The organism is Streptomyces sp. KL116D (genome assembly GCF_030766975.1).
In the GTDB taxonomy this organism is placed as follows: domain Bacteria; phylum Actinomycetota; class Actinomycetes; order Streptomycetales; family Streptomycetaceae; genus Streptomyces; species Streptomyces longispororuber_A.
Genome location: NZ_JASERH010000003.1, coordinates 1 through 21,487, shown reverse-complemented (window position 1 = coordinate 21,487; position 21,487 = coordinate 1). Strand labels below are relative to the sequence as shown.

10 protein-coding genes and 10 pseudogenes are annotated in these 21,487 nt (G+C 68.8%); 9 read left to right on the top strand and 11 right to left on the bottom strand.

Features of this window, described 5'->3' with window-relative positions:
* Nucleotides 1-315: 315 nt before the first annotated feature.
* The 3 pseudogenes from RBJ77_RS00430 to RBJ77_RS00420 all read left to right on the top strand — a co-directional run.
* Nucleotides 316-780: pseudogene (locus RBJ77_RS00430) on the top strand (RICIN domain-containing protein); the annotation flags it as partial.
* A pseudogene (locus tag RBJ77_RS00425) lies at nt 678-944 on the top strand (hypothetical protein); the annotation flags it as partial. The pseudogenes RBJ77_RS00430 and RBJ77_RS00425, both read left to right, overlap by 103 nt.
* 103 nt (nt 945-1,047) lie before the next feature.
* Nucleotides 1,048-2,109: pseudogene (locus RBJ77_RS00420) on the top strand (non-reducing end alpha-L-arabinofuranosidase family hydrolase).
* Between the two features lie 981 nt (nt 2,110-3,090).
* Here RBJ77_RS00420 and RBJ77_RS00415 read toward each other — a convergent pair.
* The 4 genes and pseudogenes from RBJ77_RS00415 to RBJ77_RS00400 form a co-directional block, all read right to left on the bottom strand.
* Nucleotides 3,091-4,305 (bottom strand): annotated as a pseudogene (locus RBJ77_RS00415) (JmjC domain-containing protein).
* Nucleotides 4,306-5,009: 704 nt separating this feature from the next.
* Nucleotides 5,010-5,910: pseudogene (locus tag RBJ77_RS00410) on the bottom strand (SDR family NAD(P)-dependent oxidoreductase).
* A 585-nt stretch (nt 5,911-6,495) separates the two neighbouring features.
* Complete coding sequence (locus RBJ77_RS00405; protein WP_372343102.1) at nt 6,496-7,005, bottom strand: zinc ribbon domain-containing protein; 510 nt, start codon at nt 7,003-7,005, stop codon at nt 6,496-6,498.
* A 359-nt stretch (nt 7,006-7,364) separates the two neighbouring features.
* Nucleotides 7,365-7,799, bottom strand: a complete 435-nt coding sequence (locus tag RBJ77_RS00400; protein WP_372343095.1) for a hypothetical protein — start codon at nt 7,797-7,799, stop codon at nt 7,365-7,367.
* A 2,860-nt stretch (nt 7,800-10,659) separates the two neighbouring features.
* On the opposite strand from RBJ77_RS00400, the gene RBJ77_RS00395 reads away from it, so the two are divergent.
* From RBJ77_RS00395 to RBJ77_RS00380, 4 genes and pseudogenes are all read left to right on the top strand, one after another.
* Nucleotides 10,660-10,941 carry a hypothetical protein gene (locus RBJ77_RS00395; RefSeq protein ID WP_372343094.1) on the top strand — a complete coding sequence of 94 codons (282 nt, stop codon included), beginning with the start codon at nt 10,660-10,662 and terminating at the stop codon, nt 10,939-10,941.
* Between the two features lie 291 nt (nt 10,942-11,232).
* Nucleotides 11,233-11,697, top strand: coding sequence for a hypothetical protein (locus RBJ77_RS00390; RefSeq protein WP_372343093.1), 465 nt, complete (start codon nt 11,233-11,235; stop codon nt 11,695-11,697).
* Nucleotides 11,698-13,356: 1,659 nt separating this feature from the next.
* Nucleotides 13,357-13,785: a hypothetical protein gene (locus RBJ77_RS00385; RefSeq protein WP_372343092.1), complete on the top strand. Its 429-nt coding sequence runs from the start codon at nt 13,357-13,359 to the stop codon at nt 13,783-13,785.
* A gap of 340 nt (nt 13,786-14,125) precedes the next feature.
* A pseudogene (locus RBJ77_RS00380) lies at nt 14,126-14,457 on the top strand (PRC-barrel domain-containing protein); the annotation flags it as partial.
* Nucleotides 14,458-14,901: 444 nt separating this feature from the next.
* Here RBJ77_RS00380 and RBJ77_RS00375 read toward each other — a convergent pair.
* The 3 genes from RBJ77_RS00375 to RBJ77_RS00365 all read right to left on the bottom strand — a co-directional run bounded on the left by RBJ77_RS00375 (nt 14,902) and on the right by RBJ77_RS00365 (nt 16,474).
* On the bottom strand, nt 14,902-15,099 hold the full coding sequence (locus RBJ77_RS00375) for a methyltransferase domain-containing protein (protein ID WP_372343101.1): 198 nt from the start codon (nt 15,097-15,099) through the stop codon (nt 14,902-14,904).
* A gap of 386 nt (nt 15,100-15,485) precedes the next feature.
* Complete coding sequence (locus tag RBJ77_RS00370; protein ID WP_372343091.1) at nt 15,486-15,668, bottom strand: hypothetical protein; 183 nt, start codon at nt 15,666-15,668, stop codon at nt 15,486-15,488.
* A gap of 650 nt (nt 15,669-16,318) precedes the next feature.
* On the bottom strand, nt 16,319-16,474 hold the full coding sequence (locus RBJ77_RS00365; protein ID WP_372343090.1) for a hypothetical protein: 156 nt from the start codon (nt 16,472-16,474) through the stop codon (nt 16,319-16,321).
* A gap of 1,003 nt (nt 16,475-17,477) precedes the next feature.
* Here RBJ77_RS00365 and RBJ77_RS00360 point away from each other — a divergent pair.
* Nucleotides 17,478-17,594 (top strand): helix-turn-helix domain-containing protein, encoded by a 117-nt coding sequence (locus RBJ77_RS00360; protein WP_372343089.1) that lies wholly within the window; start codon nt 17,478-17,480, stop codon nt 17,592-17,594.
* 587 nt (nt 17,595-18,181) lie between these two features.
* Here the strand turns inward: RBJ77_RS00360 and RBJ77_RS00355 are convergent.
* From RBJ77_RS00355 to RBJ77_RS00345, 3 genes and pseudogenes are all read right to left on the bottom strand, one after another.
* Nucleotides 18,182-18,865 (bottom strand): hypothetical protein, encoded by a 684-nt coding sequence (locus tag RBJ77_RS00355; RefSeq protein ID WP_372343100.1) that lies wholly within the window; start codon nt 18,863-18,865, stop codon nt 18,182-18,184.
* Nucleotides 18,765-19,004 (bottom strand): annotated as a pseudogene (locus tag RBJ77_RS00350) (MarR family transcriptional regulator); the annotation flags it as partial. The pseudogene RBJ77_RS00350 and the gene RBJ77_RS00355, both read right to left, overlap by 101 nt.
* Nucleotides 19,005-19,164: 160 nt before the next feature.
* A pseudogene (locus tag RBJ77_RS00345) lies at nt 19,165-20,050 on the bottom strand (alpha/beta fold hydrolase).
* Nucleotides 20,051-20,150: 100 nt separating this feature from the next.
* Here RBJ77_RS00345 and RBJ77_RS00340 point away from each other — a divergent pair.
* Nucleotides 20,151-20,554, top strand: a pseudogene (locus RBJ77_RS00340) (winged helix-turn-helix transcriptional regulator).
* Nucleotides 20,555-20,603: 49 nt separating this feature from the next.
* Here RBJ77_RS00340 and RBJ77_RS00335 read toward each other — a convergent pair.
* Nucleotides 20,604-21,487 (bottom strand): annotated as a pseudogene (locus RBJ77_RS00335) (alcohol dehydrogenase catalytic domain-containing protein); the annotation flags it as partial.

Genomic DNA, 21,487 nt, shown 5'->3' with positions numbered 1-21,487 from the left:
CGAAACTTTCAAGGTCGGATCCCGGGCCTGCCGGGCGAACCCTCGCACCGACCTCGCAGGACGTCAGCAGGCCAGGTCGAACCAGGGCAGGGGCAAGTGCGCGAATGGCATATTCCTCAACTTGCCTTCTCCCAGGCCCCCTTGGGCCACCCGCTGTTTACGGACAGCTCTGTGACAGACCTTGACCAGAGAGCCTCTCGTTCCTAACTTGTGGCGTCACAGAATCCGAGAACTTTCCGAAAAGTCTTCGAAACTACCGTCGCGCGGCCGCTCCGCTCATTCATTCTCGCCCCCATCCCCAGGAGGGCCCCCCTGATGTGGGTTCGCAGCCCATCCCCGGCCCGTCCAAGGCGCCTGCTCAGACGCTTGCTCACCGTCCTCTCACCCTTGTTGCTCGTGGCCGCCTTCCTCGGCGCACAGCCCGCCGAAGCGGCGACCGTGGACACCAACGCCTCGTACGTGCTGGTCAATCGGAACAGCGGCAAGGCCCTGGACGTCTACAACAGGGCGACCACCGATGGCGCCCGCATCACCCAGTGGTCCAGGAACGACCAGGACCAGCAGCAGTGGCAGTTCGTCCCTACCGGCGACGGCTACTACCGCATCAAGTCCCGTCTCTCCGGCAAGGTGCTGGACGTCTACAACTGGTCCACCGCGAACGGCGGCTCGATCGTCCAGTGGGCGGACCTGAACGCCACCAACCAGCAGTGGCGGCTGGCCGACAGCTCGGACGGCTACGTGCGGCTGATCTCGCGGCACAGCAACAAGGCCCTCGAAGTACAGGGCGCCTCGACCGCCGACAACGCCAACGTCGTCCAGTGCACGACGACTGGGGCGGCACGAACCAGCAGTGGCAGCTCGTCAAGGTCGGCGACGACGACACCGGAGCGTGCGATCTTCCGTCGACCTACCGCTGGACATCGACGGGCGCGCTGGCACAGCCCAAGTCGGGATGGGTCTCGCTCAAGGACTTCACCGTCGTCCCCCTACAACGGCAGACAACTCGTCTACGCGACGACGCACGACACGGGCACCAGCTGGGGGTCGATGAACTTCGACCTGTTCACCAACTGGTCGGAGATGGCCTCGGCCGGCCAGAACAAGATGTCGTCCGCCACCGTCGCGCCGACGCTCTTCTACTTCGCTCCGAAGAACATCTGGGTGCTCACCTACCAGTGGGGCGGGACCGCCTTCTCCTACCGGACGTCGAGCGACCCCCACCAATCCCACGATGGCTGGTCGTCCCCGCAGGTCCTCTTCTCCGGAAGCATCTCCGACTCCGGAACGGGGCCCATCGACCAGACGCTCATCGGTGACGGCACGAACATGTACCTGTTCTTCGCCGGCGACAACGGCAAGATCTACCGGGCCAGCATGCCGATCGGGAACTTCCCGGGCAGCTTCGGCACGAACTCGACCGTGGTCATGAGCGATACGACGAACAACCTGTTCGAGGCCCCGCAGGTCCACAGGGGCTGCAGGGCCAGAACCGCTACCTCATGATCGTCGAGGCCATCGGCCCGCAGGGGGCGCTACTTCCGCTCGTTCACCGCCACCAGCCTGAACGGCTCGTGGACGCCCCAGGCCGCGACCGAGAGCAATCCCTTCGCCGGCAAGGCCAGCAGCGGCGCCGGCTGGACCAACGACATCAGCCACGGTGAACTCATCCGCACCAGCGCCGATCAGACCATGACCGTCGATCCCTGCAACCTGCAACTCCTCTACCAGGGCGCAGCCCCAGCTCGGGCGGTGACACGGCCTCCTGCCCTACCGTCCCGGTCTGCTGACCCTGCAGCGCTGACCAGCTGGGCCGTAGTCAGGTGCATGAGCACGGTTTGTCGTCCGGGCACAGATCGTCGATCTGTACCCGGACGGCACTGGCCGGTCGCCCGCCCGGTCCTCGCTGTGCGGACCGGTCGTCGCGGAGCGGTCACGACACGGCGCAGCAGCAGTCGGCGACCGCCGTCGGGCTGCTCGGCGTCGGTGATCTCGAAACCGCGCCTGCCGCGTAGCGTAGGGCGGCGGCGTGGCCGTAGGCGCGGGCCAGCCGCTGTTGCCAGCGGTCGCCGCGCAGGCGCGGTCGAGGTGGCGTCGTCGACGATCTCGTAAGTGCCGTCAGTGCCGCGGCTGAATCCGGAAGGAGTCCTGCGGTGGACGACGACCTGATGCCGCCCTCGGGGTCACCGTCATTCGATGGGATTCAACCGGCTCTCGTAGACCACCGCTGGAACTCATCGAGATCCCCGGCAGGGTGAGCTGCCGCGGCGCAGTGGTAGGAACGCACCTCGACGTCGTACACCGGTGACCGGGCGTCCGGCCGGTGACGCGGACGTTCCAGCGGGTCGCCGAATCGCGCCGTGTCCTCCACCACGTAGTGATGGCGGCCCGCCGGTCCGAACTCCCTGTGACCCTGCTGCCACAGCGGCCTGTTGGGGCGGGAAGAGGTTCGTGTATCCGCGCAGATGGTCCGGGTGCACGCGGTCGGCCAACTGTTCCGCGATCGCGGTGACGGACGAGGTGGCATCGAGATTGCCGTAGTGACGCCGTCGGCGACCACGACGTTCGCGGCGAACCTGTCACCGCCCACGTGTGCATTCCCAGACCAGCTCCGGCCAGCGCTCGCTCAGCCCCGCGCCACCGGTCGCCTCGCACGGCGCAGCAGGTGTCGTGTTGGCCATGGGTGCAGACGAGGACCACTGGGCGGCCGGTCTCGCCGGGAGCGGCGAGCGCGTCAGACGATACCGGACCAGGTCCTCGTCCCGCTGCCAGGTGCCCCAGGTCTCGCCGGTGCGTGCCGTCGTCTGCGTAGCGCAGGACGGCCCGTTACGGGGTCCGCTCGGGCGCCCTGCTGCGGTGGTGGCGCCGGACGAGCAGTATGCGTGCCCTCATGGCGTGGGCCGCGTTGAAGACGAGCTGTTTGGTTTCGGGTTGGAGCGGCAGGCCGTCGAGCGCTGGGCGGCCGAAAGCCCGCCAGGTACTCGATGAGGATCCAGGTGACGCCGCATGGTGCCGTGCCGGCGAGTGCGTCACCGCGCAACCGGGCGGCGTCCGCGCAGCAAGAACCTTGCCGCGGCGTCTCCTCCCGTCACGTCATGGTCCAGGTGGTCCGGCGGGCACGAGCACGCCCGCGCGCAGCAGCCTGTCGGCGAAATCCATGCCAAGGTCGCCTGCCGCGTGCACCCGACCTTCCAACAGGCCTTCCACCAGCGGGAGTTGTTCGTCCGGAAAGTCGAGCCAGCCGGACACGCGAGTGCAGACGGCGCCCTTCGAGCCGTGCTTCCAGGGCGTCGCGCAGCCGCACTTGCGTGGCGGGCGCGAGATCGTCGACGGCCGCAAGCTGGGCGAGCGGCCCCAGCGGTGCCGGGCGCGCCTGACGGCGCCGGGCCCGATGGGAAACTGCGGCGCGGCGTCCGCTTCCGCCAGTGCCGCGATGAGGCGTAGGCGGACCGTGGCGAGGTCGTCCTCGCCCTGGGCCCGTCAGCTCCCAGGGAAGGGATCTGCGCATCTGGGGTCGTCGCGCAGCAACTGCAAGGCCGACTGCGCGAGTTGCTCGGCCAGAGCATGGCGCGTCCAGTTGTGGACCCCAGCGTCAGGTGGATCGGAGACGGCGCCCTGGGGCCTCGGCGGCGCAACCAACCGCGCGGCAGATAGAGGACGTCCCCGGGCAGTGAGCACGGCGCCGAGGTGAGCTTCGCGCTCCGCCGCCTCCGCCACGTCCGGAGCGACGGTCGGTCCAGGGCTGGTCCCGCAGCGTCTGGGATGGACCGGTTCATGGATGATCCAGCGTTTGAGCTCCCGAGACCTGCAGGTGACGAAGACGTCGCACGTCGTAGTGGTCGTCGAACCCTCGGCTCTGCGGCGGTGACGTAGGCATTGGCCTGCACCGTGCCCCAGTTCGACGCCGAGGCGGGAACTGAAGTCGGCGACGGCTCCCAGGTGCGCTGCAGCGCCTGAGGACCAACGTGGCGCCGTCGGCAAAGCTGCGCCACAGCGCGGTGTCGTCGAGCTGGTCCTCGATCGAGGCGCCCACGCCGCCGGGCGAGGTGAATCGATGCTCCGGCAGCGTGGCGCTCGCTCCTTTGGCCACGCGCGCAGGAAGGGCCGCAGCCCGCGCCGTGAGACCAGGCTCATCGACCGCGTCGGCGGAGAACAGTCGGTGAAGCGCCGCGGGCGGGCGGGTGAGCAGGGCGCGCGCCCCCAGACGTCGTGGGCGAAATCCTGCCGGCTCAGGTTGGTCAGCCGAGTTTCCAGGACGCCGCGGCCCGCCCGGGTGGCGGCGCGGACGTCCGCGGCGGGGATACTCAAGCGCCGCTGCCGGACCTGCTGTGCCCCACCGTCGGCGCCGCCGTCCTGACACCCGGCGTACCGGAGGCGCCACCGTCGGCCGGGGCCCTCAGCTCCACCGTCAGCACCGCCGTCGTGCACACCCGGCGTACCCGCGCGCCCCACCATCCGCGGGGGCCCTCCGCCCCACCATCGGCACCGCCGTCATGGACACCCGGCGTACCGGAGGCGCCACCGTCGGCCGGGCCCCTCCCTGCTCCACCGTCAGCACCGCCGTCGCGCACACCCCGGGCGTTCCCGCCGCCCCCACCATCCGCGGGGCCCTCCGCCCCACCATCGGCACTGCCGTCCTGGAACGCCCGGGCGTACCCGGAGGCGCCACTCGTCCGCGGGGCCCTCCGCCCCACCATCGGCACCGCCGTCATGGACACCCGGCGTTCCGGAGGCGCCGCCGTCCGCAGGTCCTTCGTTCTGGTTCGGGTCCTGATCGGGGCTCGTCATGTCTCCTCCTGAGGGTGGGATGGTTCAGACGGGCAACGCTTTGAGTAACCCCCACAACACCAACCAAACTGGCCCATCCGAATCCCACCAGCAACTGGAGCGTCGGGCGGCGACGGAACCCTCCTCACCTGCCCGAACCCCGGCCGCCACGCGTCCGACCTGCATCGCGGCTGGCCTCATGGCGCCCCGAGGGGACTACCGGCCGGCGGCAGGCGCGACACCGGTCAGACACCGGTCAGCTTCGCGCTCGCATCCCACAGGCGACGTGCTGCTTCGCGGTCCTCCAGCTGCGCCCACAGCCGCTCGCGGTGCGGGGCGGCCCCGCAGGCCGAAGATGCGCGGGCCCCACAGCTCACCCCCGGCGATCCGCGGATCGAGCACCGCCCGGACCGCCGGCCGGGCCCCGGCGTGCTTGCCCTGAAGCAGGAGGGCGGCGGGCGCCGCGCGCAGTGCCGCCCCGGCCTGCCTTACGTGGGACAGGTGGCCGCGACGGGGTGAGTGCATTCAGTGCCCCGCCGGGGTGCACCACCATGCTCGACACCGTGCTGCCCGCGGCGCGCAGGCGACGGTCCACTCGAGCCCGACAGTACATCTGGGCCAGCTTCGAGCGGGCGTAGGTGCGCTTGGCCCGGTAGTCGGTGCGGGTCTGCAGATCGTCCAGGTCCAGGTGCTCCGACTTGGCGGCGAAGCTGCCGACGGTCACGATGCGGGCGTCCGGCGCGGCCTTCAGCAAGGGCATCAGCCAGTGGGTCAAGCGCGAAGTGCCCGAGGTGGTTGATGCCGAAATGGGTCTCGCTGCCGTCCCCGTTTCCGTCCGCTCCGGCTCTTCGAGGAGGACGCCGGCGTTGTGGACCACCGCGTCGAGGTGCTCCACCTCCAGCGCTTCCGCCGTCGCCTGCAAGCGGAGCCGAGGTCGGCGAGGTCGAGACGCACCGACCGCACCCGAGCTCCGGGCACGCGCGCGGGATCGCGTCGAGGGCGGCTTCGGCCCGCCCGCGGGCTCCGGCTGCCCAGCACGACCGTGGCACCGGTGCCGGCCAGCTGCTCGGCGGTGAAGTACCCGATGCCCGCGTTGCCACCGGTGATCAGGTACGCGCGGTTGGTGGTGGATGCGGGTTGAGACATGGCGGAAGCTCCCGTGGGACGCGGCGGGAGGCTGCTCGGAAGAGCAACGCGACGACCACGATGTCACCAGTCACCGATATATCGCCGACATGCGACAGTACGGATTCGGCAGCGAGGACACCCGCAGCGGCATCGGCTCGCCGCCCTTCGCGCGCTCGTTGACCCACGTGCTCTTGCCCGCGGCGGGCGGGCCGATGACCACGAAGAGAGCCAGGGTTCCGCACTCTCCCTCCCGGGTCAACCCTGAATAGTTCCAGGTTCTCAGCGCGCAAAGAGGTCTCCACAGTGACCAGCAGCATCTGCCGCACCGCGGCAACCGGCTCGACGCACACACAACGCATGGGGGACCACGTGAAAGTCGCTCGCCAGCCCTCGCCGTCCTGGGCATCGCACTGACCGCATCCACGGTTCCCTGCCGAGGCCCAAGACGTCTGACGGATGGATCCGCAGATACGACAGTACGGTGACGATCTCAACGGCGAGGGCAGGATCGACATCTCCACGTTCGCGACCTCCAACGCCGCCTGCTTCTGGCAGAAGATCCTTTGGGCCGAGGGCGCCGAGTACGACAGCGACGGTCACAGTTCACCTTCGCCATGGCAGACGGCATCTTCGGCCCGAAAACCTCGCAGGCGACCAAGGACCTGAACTGGCGGATCCGGAAGGTGAACAACAGCGCCGCAGACGCAGACATCTTCTTCTACGTGACTCCTCCCCGGATAAATCCGGGGCTTCTCCCTGGTCGGTGGCTATGCCACGTCGGGAAGAACCAGCCCGGCCCTGGAGTGCGACGTTCCAGGCACCCACGCGGTCGGCGTGGTCGATGTGCTGGCATGAGGTGCACTGGAACCCTCTCGCCGTCGCGGTTCTGCGCGTCCACGTGCCCGCACTTGGGCGGTAGGTGCGCGAGGTGCTGCGGGGGTCCACCGGGATCAGTACGCGAGCGGCGCTTTCAGCCTTCTGCGCGAGGATGCCCAGGAACACCCCCCAACCCGCGTCAAGAATGCCGCGGTTGAGTCCGGCCTTCGAGGCGGCGCCGTTCGGCAGGAACGCTCCGGCCTCGAGGTCGGGCTTCGGCTTTGGGGTGCGAACCATGTTCGCGATGCTCAGCCGCTCGTGCGCGATCTGGTCGTAGTCGCGGACCAGGCAGAGCGCGGCTTTGTGCGCGCGGTCCAGGCGCTGACGGCGGACCCTTGCGGTTGCAGCTTGGCAACCTTCTCCACGGCCCGGCGGTGCTTGGTGGTGCAGCTCTCCCGCTTGCGACGAGGGAACGCCTTGAGGGCACTGCTGAGCCTCGGCGAGGGCGTCGGCGTTGCGCTTGCCGGGCCGGAGGTTTTCGACGTGCGCACCCTCGGAGGTGGTGAGGAAATGCGTGACGCCGTGTCGATGCCGCACGCCGTACCCGTGGCGGGCAGCGGCTGGCGGCCACCCTCGTCGCAGGCGACGATGACGTATCACCGCCGACCGCCGCGCTTGATGCTGACGGTGTTGACGCGACCCTTCACGGGCCGGTGCTGGTGCACGCGGACGTGTCCGACGCCTGGAGGCGCGCGGGTGACGGGGTCGCGGGGTGGAGTCCCAGCGGCATCCGTCGCCGTCCCTTGGGGAAGTCCACCGTGTCGAACCAGTTCATCGCGAAAGCGCGGGTAGCTCGGGTGGCCGGACTTGACCCGGCGGAAGAACGCGGCAAACGCTTTGTCGAGACGGCGCAGGGTGGCCTGCTGCGAACTGAACGACCAGCGGGCCCTGACGCTCCGGGTCGAAGGCGCGATTTCCTTGAGCTGCGCGGACCGCTGCCCGTACTTGATACTGGTCTTCGAGGCATGCCGATAGGCGTCGCGGCGTTCCTGTAAGGCGCCGTTGTAGAGCGAGCAGTGATCCTGCAGCATCCTCGCCGAGCGCCTGGCGCTGGCGGACAGTGGGGCGAAGGAGAAACTTGTAGGCGCGTATCACGCCTGTCCCTCCTTCTGCTTCTTCGTCCAGGGCCGTTCCCACTCGGGCGTTGATGCACTCGCACCGTGTCCGCGCGCTGACCGCGCCGACCGAGGCGACGAAGAACGACTGACGACCCAGCAGCGTGCACCTGCGACTCCTCAGGTGCGGAACCCGGAACGGAGCACGCGAGAGGTGAAGCTCTTGAACCGGTTCAGCGACGTAGGACGCAGGAGCCTTCGGCTCGTGCTTGGATCGAACAGGTGCAATGCGTGATCGGGCAGCACCCAAGGGCGATGATCTCCCAGCTTCTGCCGCCTTCGCCTCGACCAGCCTCAGCGCGGCCGGACAGCGCGACACGGCCATCCAGAACCCGGCGACGGTACTTCGGGCACCACACCACGTGCAGCCCCAAGCGTGTGTACACGCCGCCGGAGTACCGGCGAACCTTCCGCGTCACCGTCACGGCGATCACTATCACACGACACGCATCTAGTTATCTGAGGTCAACAGTGCATACCCCGTGAGGACAGTTGAGGTCAGAGCAGCCCTGAGAAGCGATTCCATCCCCTCAGGCACGAGTCCTCTGCGATCAGCTGATGGGGAAGAAGCTCGTTCAGACCGGCAGGATCGACTGACGCGGTAGGACTTGTTCCTGAGTTCCAGGGCGAGTCGTACACCTTCAGGATCAAGCGGAACTCGGTGAAGCACACCTTCGATGACCGGAAGGGCAATCACGTCCAGGCGCGGATATCGCTATCGGTCCTGCCAGTAGAACGCAGCTGCCACGGACGCGGTTCTACCGGTTGGTCACCCGATCGTGATGGAGCGTTCGTTGGTGCGGTCGGCACTCGTGGTGACTACCCCGGCCAGACGCTGCACCTCTGACCGTGCGATCAGGTCGCCGCGCAGCGCCTTCAGGTGCACCACCTGAGGCAAGCGTTCGCACTGCGCGTCGGCGGTGCGATGTCTTCACGCCCGCACCGCCATGCCGCCGAGGCGAAGCGGAGCAGCCTGTAGCACTGGGGCTGCTACGCCCGGGCGGTAGGCACGAAGCCGATCTGGAGCGGCTGAAGCCCACGGCCCTGGCCGCCGTGCCCGCCACCACCTTCGGCTTCGGCTCGCCGACGCCGGCTGGTGGCACCGCCTTCTGCACCGTGGGCGCTCTTGCAAGACTTGGCGCCGGCGAGTGAGGCCGGCCCTGACGCTGCACACGGGCCACGCTCCGCAGTGAGTGCGAGCGCCCGCTCGCGATCAGGATCTGCTGCACCTGGTGGCGAGGTACGGCCTGCGGCTCGCGTATCGGCGCCGCCACACACGTGCGCCAGGGTCGACGCGCCGGAACTGGAGTCCGCCGCAGCAGCCGTTAAGCCGCGTTGATGTGCCTGTTGCCGCTGGACTCGCATGCGGCGACCTCACCCCAGGACGCTGGCGTGCGCGGCGTCGGCGCCGCCCGCGCCGCTCACCACCACACCCGTGCCGACGACGCCCCGCCAGGCCGTCATCGAGATCGCCCAGTTGGGTCTTTCAGGGCCTTTCGGGGTTTGCGGCGCCGGCCGTGCCGCGCGGTCGCGCCCCATACGGATCGACCCTATGCGGTCTTGGCCCGCTCGGTGCCGGTCTCCCGCCGTCTGCGGGCGAAAAACGCCGCCAGTTCCGGCGGCAAGGAATGGGTGTGCCGCGCTGCTGCACAGCAGGGACCCGCCTTCAAGCGGGCTGAAGACCCGTCAGGGCCCAGGCCCACCAGAGGACGCCTGGTACGGCGCAGCGCACCCTGACTCGTTTACCACGTCGAGCAATGCCCCTTTCGTGCACTAGCGGCCATGCGCCAGCGGCGCCGTTCCCGGCGCAGGCGACGACGCTCTAAACGCCGCACAGCCCTGCGACGAGCCTCATGCAGACGAGCCCCCAGGCCAGCAGGCGCGCCACCAGAATCAGCCCAGCCAGCGCCATCTGAGTTGCAGCAGCCGTTCGCGGTGCCAGCACGGTAGAAGCCCAGCACTGCACCGCAGGCAGGCTGCGAAGACAGCCAGGAGCACGCGCTGAGACGCGCGCAGCAGCACACCCGAACGCCCCTCGGACGGCCGAAGTTTCTAATGCGCCTCGTAGATCGGCATATCCGAGGTCGCACGCATGTCGAGCATGCGTGATCCAGAGCGCCACCAAGCATCGTCAACACCCGCTGCAGAGTGCATGGGGGTCAGGCTGCAGCCGCACGGCTCGTCTCCGCCTGAGTACCGCATCAACGGCCTGCGCGCGCGAACGACGGAGGGCTTCGGGAGCGGCTCGCACTGGACGATGCGCAGGCAGCTCCTTCAGGTCTTACCTCGACGCCCCCTGCTCATCCCGGCGGTCAGTAACGCGGCGCCCTCGCGTCTTCAGCGGTACACAAACTTCACGCGACCGACCAGCGTGAGCGCCGCAGCCTCCGTGTCGGCGAGGATCACGCACGCTCTCCTTCCAACAGCGACTCTGGGCCGACGGCGGCTACGAGAGCAGCACTTTCAACCGCGGCGCCGGGCTCGGCATCGATGTGGAGGTCGTGCGGCGGCCGCGGGCCCTGGCGGGGATTCGAGCCGCTGAGCAAACGGTGCCACCGAGCGGACATGGGGCTGGCTGAGTGCAGCACCGCCGCCTGACACGCGGCTACGAGGCCCGCCGCAGAGATCCCGCACGATGATCCACCGGGTCATGGCTCACATAAATGCCGACCGGGCAGGGGAGTTCAGGATTGGCGTGGGCTGCAACGAATTCACCGCAATGCGCGGGTGACCGTCGCTGGTGACCGGCGTTGACTTGATCATGAACCTTCGTCGCATGACCACCGTGCTCGGCACCATGGCCGCATCGGCTCTTCTCGCTGTCTCAGTCCCTGCCTCGGCTCATGCCGCAGGAGGGGTGCTCACCATCAACGGCCAGGATTTTTCGGACCCGAGCGGCTGCTACTCGGTGGACTGGTTCCCAACCTCCATCGCCAACAACACCGACGCCATCGTGGAGGTTCACAGCGGCCCCGACTGCACCGGCTCCGTGGAATGGCTGGTTTACCCGGGCGAGACGTACCACACCGAGACCGCACAGAGCGTCTTCATTCTCTGACCGGATCTCGCCTTCCTCGGGCTCACGGCGCCCCCAGTGGTGGGTTGGCCGCGATCACCTCGCGGATCCTCTTCACTGACGGGGCGTCGTGCCAGGCCGGGCGATCGAGGTCTTGGTCAGCCCAGCTGGTTTGCGTGCCGAACCAGCGATGCAGATCGACGTCAGAAGTGGGCGGAGGCTCGGTGGGGGCCACAAGCTCTGTCTCACAGAGGTTTTGCTCCCCAGCGCTTACGACAGCTGCTCCTGCAAAAATCGATCACGGAGCCACTTCAGCCGTGGTCTTCTACTGGGGTGGAAGCCATAATCGCCAGTGCCATCGCCGTCTTAGGCACCCTGCTCGGTTCGGGTATCACCCTGGGGGTTCAGCGGCGCACCTCGGAGAGAGGCCACCAGTTCACACGGGGCGAGAAGCTGCGTCAGGAACGGCTGGACGCACACACGGCCTACGCAGCAGCTTTGGTCAACTACCGGCGATGTCTCGTGCACCTGTGGTTCTGTACGCATGAGCAGCCCTCTCCGGAAGCCGCTGAGGCTGTGCAGATCCGGGCATATGACCTCAGGTCCAAGGCCCAGGAGGCTCTGTTCCGGATGCAGATGCTCACCGACAACGAAGAGCTGAGCCGCAAGGGTGAAGGCTTACTTGCTGAAATCACGAACGTGCACAAAACAGACCACCGGCCGGAGCTGGATCAGCGAAGGACGCGCACTCGGGATGGCATTGCTCATCTAGTAAGGGCAGCAAAGCAAAACCTGTGAGGCTGGTAGTTGCGGAGTGGACCTGACCGGATTCGAACCAGCACCATGGATGCGCTGTTAAGGCACTCGCTCTGCCGCTGAGCTACAGCCCCCTGGTCCGTCCGGGGAGCGAGTCGGTGCGCCATGGGCGCGGGTCGCATGTCCCGGACGGGGCTGTGAACAGCTCCCGTGGCGCTGGGGCGGGACGTCGCCGGCCTTGAGCAGCAGCAGCAGCAGCGCGTCCTTCTCCGCCTCGTCACCGTGCAGGAGCAGGACGGCCGGTTCGCCGGACGCCGTCTCGCACGGCACGAGGGTCGTGCACCCGTCGTGCAGGGACCACGCGGTCCCAGACGACCGGGACGAAACCGATGATGTCACTCACTGACACACGCCCCACTCCTGCCGCCACGGCGAGAACGATCACGGCGAGGACTGCACCCGCGTACGAGTGATCGACGTACTACGGCATCAGGTCGTAGATCGCCGCAGGCGGCGCTTTCCGTCCGGGCCGGCTCACCCCGTTCGAACGTGCTGCTTGCCGATCCCGATGAGTTGTTCGTACTCCCAGGGCAGGGGCTTGGTCCGCGACATCGCCGACCGATGGTTCCGCCACATCGGCATCACCCCCGCATAGCCGTGGAGGCCGCCGGGCACGAAGCCCTGCTCGCTCTGGTCGCCCTCGGCTCACATGGATCCGGCGCACCGATCTTCACCGCCCCCTCGGTCGATGCCGCCTGGGCAGCCACAGGGACCGGACCTTTCCCACCGCCCGACCCCAGGAGGGACGACGGGCGGCAACCTCAGGTTGGGCCGCATCTCGGCGTCCACGATGCCACCCGCCACCGATATATCGCGCCGCCCTAGTCGACCGGCGGCATGAAGCCGGCTCCGCCTGGGGCGTGGACCGGTACGAAACAGTGGGGCTGCTTTGGCCCCGTCTTCGCACGGGATGCACGCGTTCCGCGGTTCCGAGCAGAGGGCATGTCAAGTTCATGACGGAGAAGGCGTCGGGTTCCCGGGGAGTACGTCTGGCGGGCCTATGAACGGAGCCATCGACTGGTACAAGATCGCCGAGTCCAAGGCGCAGATCATTCTCTACCGTGAACGGCTTGCTGGTCACTTTGCTGTTCAGGGAATTGCCGCGCGGCCCGTCTCGCCCCAGGCAGACATCAGGCACTCCTCGGGACCTGAGACCTGGTGCTTTCTTGCGCTGTCCGCGTTGGCTCTCATAGGCGCGGTCGGATGCGCGGCTGCCGCTCTGTGGTCTCGGCACGTGAAGAACGTCCAGGGCACCTTCGCCCTTCTGGGTGCCACCCCGACGACCCGGACACCTACTGTCCCGAGGTGCTTTGGTACTTTCGGTGATCTCGCCCACCTGAGGATGAGCGAGGCAGCCGCCCAAGGTGGCTCAGGGCTGACCAAGAATTCGAGCTCAAGTCACTCTCGTACAACCTGGTCCACATCGCGCGTGGTGCTGCGCAAGCACCGCTACGTCAATGCAGGCTGGATGCTGACTGCAATGGCGATCGTCGCCCTCGTCTGCGGTGCCATGAGCCTCTTCGCCCACACGCGGCTGAGAGCGGACGCACCGTCGACCGCACACGCAGGACGCTACGCGAGCGGAGCGAAGAACCGCGAGGCGCGCCCGCGCTGCTGTACCACCTGGCGTCGCAGGGCTGGGTGTGCATCAGTGCCAACTATCGGCTGCGACCCCAGACCATCTTCCCCGGCCACCAGATCGACGCCAAGAAGGTCATCGCCTGGGTGCGTGAACACGGCAGCGAGTACAGGGGGCGACCCCTCACAACTGTTCGTGGCCGGCAGTTCCGCCGGATCGAACACGGCGGCCCTTTGCGCACTCACGCCGAACGACCCCTCGTTCCAGCCCGGAGTTCGAGTCGGAGACACGTCGGTCACCGCGGCGATCTGCCTCTACGGCTACTACGGACACTTCTTCGGGAACCACCGGACGAGCCCGCCCCCTGCCCAGCAGCCTCGAGGGATACGTACACGCCGGTGCGCCACCGTTCCTCGTCGCCCATGGCACCAAGGACATGCGCGGCACCGTCGAGCGCACGGAGCTTCGTCGCGCAGCTGCGGCGCGCCTGAACAGTGCCGTCGTCTACGCCGAACTGCCCGGTGGGCTGCATTCATTCGACGTCTATCACTCTGCGCGTTTCGAGGCGGTCGTGGACGGGGTGGAAGCCTTCGCCGCCTGGGTTCTCGCCTCCCGTCAGCACTCCCGATCCTGCTGCCCAGCCTGCTCGGCTCGGCGGCACAGGAGCTGGGCTTCGGCTCGGGCGTGACGTGCAACCACGCGGCGTGACCCGGAAGCGGACGAGCCGGTTTGTTCGCGCACGACAGGGGAACTCGCGTAGGCGGAACGAATAAGGGCGTACGGCACAAAACGTGTCACCCGTCCGTGCACCCGATCCGCGGAGGAGGAACCATGAGCGAGAACATCTGGAACTACCGTCCGCCGCCGGCCACAGCCCGGACACGATCTGACCGGATACAAGGTCGAAGCGATGGACGGCAGCATCGGCAAGGTCGACAAGCACTCCAAGGACGTCGGAGACCGGTACATCGTCGTCGACACCGGGATGTGGATCTTCGGCAGGAGGTCCTGCTGCCCGCCGGCACGATCACCAGCATCGACGCGGAGGCGAAGACCATCAGCGTCGCGCGCAGCAGGAGCAGATCAAGTCCGCTCCGGAGTTCGACAAGGACAAGCACCTCGGCAACACCGAGTACCACAAGGAGCTCGGCACCCACTACAGCAGCGGTGCAGGCAGCGGCATCACCTCGCCCACCCCGCCCGGAACGGAAACCTCGGCGAAGGCCCCGGCCCGTCGTAGGCCCAGGACTACGGCCGGCCGCCGACGCCCGCGGCTTGATCGCGTCCAGGCCAGGCCCTGACCACACCTCGGTCAGGGCCTGTCACGTCTGGTCAGGAACCAAGGCGATGGACACTGACCGCGTAGCCGCCGTCGTCGTAGGCAGCCGCGTCCCAGGCTGCGAAGCGATCGACGGGAGTGAGTCCGGCCGCCGCACAGTGGGCGTCGTACTCCTGCAGCGTGAGAGAAGGCGGTACGGGCAGGGTGGGGCGGCGTCCAGGCCGAAACGCGACCAGCAGGCCGCCCGGACGCGAGCGCAGCAACCAACCTGCCGACCACCGCGGCTTCGGTCCCGGGGCGAGCAGCGCCAGGACGTTGCCCGCGGCGATCACGAGGTCGAAGTCGGCGTCGATGCCGAGCAGGGCGGGGTCGAACTCCGTGGCGTCGGTCTGGAACCAGGGCAGCTGAGGCGCCTGCTTCCGGCCACGTCCAGCATCGACGCATCGAGGTCGAATCCGACGCAGTCATACCCGAGCTCCGACAGCCGGATCGTGACCCGCCCTGTTCCGCAGCCGGCGTCAAGCACACGACTGCCGGCGGGCACGGCGAAGCCGCGCAGAGCGCGCAGCCTGCGCCGTGCATGTCACTTTCCGCTACGGCCCAGCGCCTCGAAGCGGGCGCTGCGTACTCGGCTCCGGACGTTCCACGCGGTCGAGAAGTTCCTGCCAGCGACTCATGTGATCGACTATAGGCCGCCGCCTCGGCGCTGCCGCCTCTGAGGCCACTGATGAGCTCTGGACTGGCCCGGCACAGGTGGCAGCGCGGGTGGATCCTGCGTCACGGCTGCGGGGATGTCCACGCGGGTAGTTGCACGGTGATGCGCAGGCCGCCGGTCTCGCGCGGGGTGAGGTGAGCGTGCCGTCGTGTGCTCGAGCGATGGTCGCACGATGGCCAGGCCGAGGCCGACGCCCGTCATGGTCGGCGCGCACGCGCTCGGTGCCGCGTCTGGAACGGCTCGGTGAGCGTCGAGACGAAGTCAGGGCCGAGCTTCTCCCCGGTGTTCTCGACCGTGAGCGTCACGGTGCCGAGCCTGCTGCGGTAGTGGTCGACACGGCGCCGATGCCCGGGCAGGTTGTGGACGATCGCGTTGTGCACGGGTTCGTGGTCGCTGCAGCAGCAGCGCCTGCGACCCGTTCGCGCGAAGCGATCGTCGCCGCGTGGTATCGATGGCGACGCCGTTCCTGTTTTCCGCGAGGGAGGAGCAGCGCCTCGGCGACGCCTCCTCCGCCAGGAGGGACAGGTCGACGGGTTCCGCGGGTGAAGGACCGCTGACTCGGCCCGGCTGAGCGGCAGCAGACAGCCCTCGGTGGGGTCGATCGCCCGGGTGTTGACGTGGAGGCGGTCAGGAGCCGGCGCCCGATGTGCCTGGTCAGGGGGTGGCGTGGGCGACGTCGAGGGCGACTTCGAGATCGCGAGCGGGGTGCGCAGCTCGTGAGGCGTTGCGCGAACCGCCGCTGCTCGACGACGTGCGCCTCCAGGCGTGCCCGAGCATGCCGTCGAAAGGCGTCGGCGAGTTCGCGGAACTCGTCCTGGCGGCCCGGCAGTTCGATGCGATGGGCCAGCGACCCCGCGAGGTGGCGGCCGGGTGGCGTACTGTGATGCGGGTGAGCAGGGGCGAGCAGTACGCAGGATCCCAGCCTCCCAGGAGGCCGACGACCAGCAGCACCGCCATGACGGCGACCGCGACGGGCAGGAAGCCCCCGCAGCAGGTCGGGCGGATGAGAGGTGTCCGCCGGCGACGCTGGTCACGTCGGGCAGGAGCCACCAGGTACCGACGTCGCGAGCAGCAGCACCCCGGCGACCATGAGGAATCCGGCGTAGCTGAGGAGTGAGCTTGGGCGCACGCTGAGACCGGCGGGCCTCCGCACCGTGGTCTCCGCCGCGCCGGCGAAGGCCTTCACGCCAGAGATGATCGTTCCCCCCATCGCCTCCGGTCGCAGGCGGTCGCGGATAACTTCTGCCGTACAGGGCTGGTCCTCGACGATCGGCACACGCATGCCCTCGATGCTACGAGCGGGCGCATATCGTCCCGCGTATCCAAAACCGCGTACTCGCCGACACACGGGCAATCCGGGCACGCGGGCCTCGGCCCATCACTCCTACATCTCTTGGACTCGGCTTCGATCGCACGAGATTCACGAGTGCACGAGCGCACGAGCGCACGAGCGCTGGATGCCCCTACGCTCAGTGGTCGCGGACAGGTTCAGTCGGGTCCCGATCGCCGAACGAGGCCCCTGCGCGGGATCGCGTCCAAGGAGGCGGCCCCACTCGTACATCTCGAGCCTTGCGGGTGTGCAGAGCGAGGATCTTGGCGTCGAGGTCGGGGTCAGGGTCGTCGGAGAAGCCCGGAACGCGGCGAGCTGCCGCGAGATGCGGGATGATCAGCCAGTCGCCGTCGATGTGGACCGGCTCGATGCAGGTAGCGCTCGAGCGCCTCCAGGTCCGCCACCGCGGCACCGGTAGGTGTGCGTAGCAGCCCTCCGTCCCGGATCGCCCGTAGTACCGGCCGACCGTGCCGGGTACCACGACCGGTTCGGTACTTTCGCCGTGCGCCGCACATCGCGGCGAGCACGGCCTCGTCCTAATGACGACGTGCCGTCCCTTGAAGCTGAACCGCAGAGTGTTGACGATCATGCGCTGCCCCTTCCGGGATCTCGGCCGCACTGCGCCATGGGCTCCAACTTGAACCCATGAGTTCGTAATGGGCTGAGCGGTCGGCGCGCAGCAGTTGGAGATTGAACTCATGGGTTCAACTCGCCCTGGGCGCGAGGTAGTCTGCGCCCGTGACACCAGCAACGACGGCGGCCGCGGGACGGCCCCGCTCCACGGGGCCGCATCGACAAGCGGCAGGCGATCCTCGACGCCGCGTTCGCCGCTGTTCGCGCGGCGCGGCTACGCACAGGCGTGCGTGGGGAGATCGCGGAGGAGGCCGGGGTCGCCAAGCCGACCGTCTACAACCACCTCAGCGACAAGGAGAACCTCTTCCGGCATGCCGTCAGCGGCTGCCGCCGACCTCCGTGATGGCCGAGAACCTCGCTGTCGTCGAGGCGGCTGCGCGACCGGTGACGATCTACGCGCCGGGCTCGCGGACGTCGGGCGCGGCTCCCTCAAGGTGTGCTGCGGTCAACGGGCCTCCGCGCTGCGGGGCCTTGACGCACGCGCAGCTCGCGACGTTCCCCGATCTCGCCGAAGGTCGTCCAGGGCCGGACGGCGGGGCGGCGCCTCGGCGAGGCCTTGGCCGACCGGTTCGCGCGGCTCCGCGCTCGCACGAGCGGCTGCGCGCGGCGGGACCCGGCGCGCGCGGCCGAGGCGGTTCCTGGCGCTGCTCACTTCGCCCGATGGAGGCATCGGTCGCGGCTCGGGACGCGCGCGGTGAGCGCCGCCGAGACCAGGGAGATCGCGGGCGCCGCCGTCGACGCAGCTTCCCTGCACGCCTACGGGGCGAGGGGACCTGTCCGCCTCTGCGTCTGGCGACTCCGGCGACTCCGGCGACTCCGGCGACTCCTGGCGACCTGGCGACTCCGGCGACTCCGGCGACAGCAAAGTGCCAGCTGCGCGCGAGCTTCGGGCGGGCGGGATTCGTGCGGTTCATCGTGCGAGGCGAATCATCAGGCGGACCAGAGCGTCTCACTGCGAGCCTGCAGCCACCAGAGCCGCCGTGATGGGTTCAGGCTCCGTGATCGGCTCGTCGAGTTCGGCGGCCGACGGCGCCTCGTAGGGCGGGGCGGCAGTTCGTCGGTGACGGTTTCGATGCGCTGTTTGGTCGCGCGGCCGGCGTCAGTGAAGTGACCGTCGATGTCGACGAGTCCGCGTTCGCGCAGGCCGTCCATGACTGCTGACCAGGCGCTCTTTCGGCGGAGTGATGGATGCGTCCGAACGACTCGGGCGGGTGGATGCCTAACCAGCGCGGAGAGAGCACATGGGCCTCCGTGCCACCGATGCGCTCCGGGGGAGAGAGCGGCGATGTGGCCACCGCCGCCGGTGCTCGCGCAGCATGCTCGCCGGAGTGCCACAACCGGGCGACAGGGTCGCAGGGATCTCAAGGTGCGCATGCCGGCGTACATCACGCGGCCTTCGGTGGGGGCGCTCGTCGCGGCCTTCGTGGTCAGGTCCGCGGCGCACCAGTCCCGGGAACCGGCCAGCTCGTCGCCGAGGATGCGGCGCAGGGAGGCGCCGTGCTGCCCCGCTTTCTCGCGCGGCGACGGACGCCTCAGGCGGGATCGACCACGCGCTGGGGATGTGCCGTGCGGCTTCCCCGTCGGCGAAGTTGTAGAAGGCTGCGTGCACGACATGAAGCGGTACTCGTCCCAGTGGTGCGGCGCGGCTGAAGTAACCGTCCCAGTAGGTGCGGTGGCCGAGTGCGGCCAGTTCTTCGTTGCACTCGTCGGCCCATGAAGGTGACCAGGCAGATCGGTTCAGGAGCTCGAACATGCGGCGGGCGTGTGTGCCCATCGGATCGTCCACGTGCGTCTTGGCCATCAGGTTCTCCCGTTGTAGTGTGCCGACTTGGACCGTCCGGTACACCGGAAAGCTCATCGACGATGCGATCCGCCGGTGCCTCCCGAAAGCTGCTCCTGCGGGCCCGGCAAGGTCATCGTGCGGAACCACGAGGGCCAGGGAACGGCTCCCGAGGGCGAAGCAGGTTCTTGGGGCGGTGCGGCGGGATGATGTGGCCGCGGTCGGCTGAGCCACGTGAGCCGACGAGGTGATCGGCGACCGGTCGCAGCTGCTGTTCGAGGGCTTTCCACCGGGTGGGCGCCGATGGCCAGGGTGGGGACGGTCAGCCGGCCCGTGTCGACGGCGTCCTGGATCTGTTCGGCGCTGGTGGGCGAGCCCGGTAGAAGAGAAGGCGCACCGCAGGGCGTCGGTGCCGGTGTACGCGTGCACGAAGGCGTCGCGCACGGCGGAGGCCACCCTCCCCAGGGTGCCGGTGGTGAACCAGTCGGGTAGTCGGCTACCGATGCCCGCTGAGTACGGTTTCCGCGAGGCCCGGCACCGCGTGAAGCGAGCCACCACGGTGCCCCGTGGGCGAGGAACTCCTCGGCACCGGGCAGCCTGCCGAGCAGCGACTCCATGACCACGAGCTGTCGGACGAGATCGGGCCGGCGCATGGCCAGCAGGAACGCCGGTGGGGGTACCGGCATCGATGCCGACCACGGCGGCCGACGTCTCTCCGAGGGCGCCGAGGGCGCTTCGGCATCGTCCGCGAGCGTGCCGGCGTCGTAGCCGTCGGGCGCGGGTTGCTTCCGCCCGCGCCGCGCTCGGGTCGGCGCGATCACCGCCCGGTACACTGGCCTGCGAGGGAGTCGAGGACATCGGTCCCACAGCTGCCAGGTGTGCGGGAAGCCGTGCGGCAAGAAGCACCGCCGGGCCGTCGCCGGCAGCCACGTGAGGTCGACGCCGTTGACGGGGACTCGGCGGAGGCTCGACGGGGTGACGAGCGTGTCCCGTGGATGTGCTGGGAGTTGACGAGGCATGGTGCTTGCTTGGTGGTTACGAATGGTGACAACAAAAGCGATAGGTAACCACGGTGGCTGCTGCAAGACCGCACTTCTCCCCCAGGTGGTGAGGCTCCAGGTGACCCCCTCCTCCCAGCACTCTGCTCCGGGCAAGCGCGGCGATCTGTTCGATCCAGGTGTCCGACGCGTCGGCTGCTCGATCCGGATCGGCACGAAAGTCGGACCTCCATGGCCATCAGGTCCTGGCCGAGGCCGCCCCGAAGGAGGTGCGCTTCGCGGGCTGCAACGCAGGATGACCGGCGTCTCGCAGAAGATGTTGTCAGTGACCCTGCAGGAACATGACCCGTGACGGCCTGGTGCACCGGCGGGTGGAGGCCGCGGTGCCGCCCCGCGTCCACTGCGGCTCACCCGCTGGGCCTGACCCTGGGAGAACCGCTGGCCGGGCTCCGCGCATGGGCGGAGCACATGAGCCGAGGTCGGCGCGCGCCAACGAAGCGGCACGCCCAGGAGACGACCGCCTGATCCGGACGTTTCGGCGTGGGGCGAAGGCGCTGCGGGTCAGGCGACCCGGGACTGCCCTGCGCCCGCGAGTGTGGCCGGCGCGGCGTGATCGGTGTGCGCCATCGCCGCCTCCGTGAGGGTACGACTTCTCGACCGGGATGTGGAACGCAACACGCGGGTGATGAGGTCGACGGCTTCGGACGAGCGCACGTCCGGGACGCTCCCGCGGCCACGCCGGAGAAGCGGACGCCCGGTCGCGGTGCACCGAGGTCGGCGATGGACAGCACCACCTTGCGCGCGCGCGGTCAGCTCGGCGAGTTCGGGGATCACGCCGGAGCCGGCCAGGTCGAGGGCCGCGTCGGCCCGGCAACTTGCCGCACGCGCTCGACCCAACCCACGCGTCGTAGGTCGTGGCGAGGGCGGCCCAGGCCCTGGGCTTAGTCCTGGTTCGCCGCCCCGGCCGATGCCGATGACCGCGATGCGCGGGCGCGGGCGATCTGCAGCTTCCCGCCGATCCGACGCCGCCGGACGCTCCGCTGACCAGCAGTGTCTGTCGGGCCGCACGCCCACCTCCCCGATGATGCGCAGCGCGGTCGCCACCACCGACGGGTAACCGGCCGCCTCCTCGAAGCTCAGCCCTCGGGCATCCGGGCGGGCCGACAGCACGGCGAACTCGGCGTGCGTGTCCGTGCCTTCACCGAAGGCTACGGTCGCCGACCTCGGCTCCTGCGACGCCCTCGCCCCACTTCGTCCACGACTCCTGCCGCGTCCAGTCCGAGCCCGGCGGGCAGCTGGACCGGATGCGCTCAGGACCTGAAAGCCCTCCCGGATCCTCAGTCGACGGGGTTGACCCCTGCGGCGGCCCGCACGGCGATGCGTATCCGGCCGGCGCCCGCGTGAGGGCTCCCTCCGCTTCCACGAGACTGCGGGACCTCGGGACCGCCGAGGCGGCAT

What these genes read in the sequence shown, in the direction of transcription:
- RBJ77_RS00395 (WP_372343094.1), top strand. Translation starts at nt 10,660, where the DNA reads ATGACCACCGTGCTCGGCACCATGGCCGCATCGGCTCTTCTCGCTGTC.
- RBJ77_RS00355 (WP_372343100.1), bottom strand. Translation starts at nt 18,865, where the DNA reads ATGTCGTGCACGCAGCCTTCTACAACTTCGCCGACGGGGAAGCCGCAC.
- RBJ77_RS00405 (WP_372343102.1), bottom strand. Translation starts at nt 7,005, where the DNA reads ATGGTTCGCACCCCAAAGCCGAAGCCCGACCTCGAGGCCGGAGCGTTC.
- RBJ77_RS00400 (WP_372343095.1), bottom strand. Translation starts at nt 7,799, where the DNA reads ATGCTGCAGGATCACTGCTCGCTCTACAACGGCGCCTTACAGGAACGC.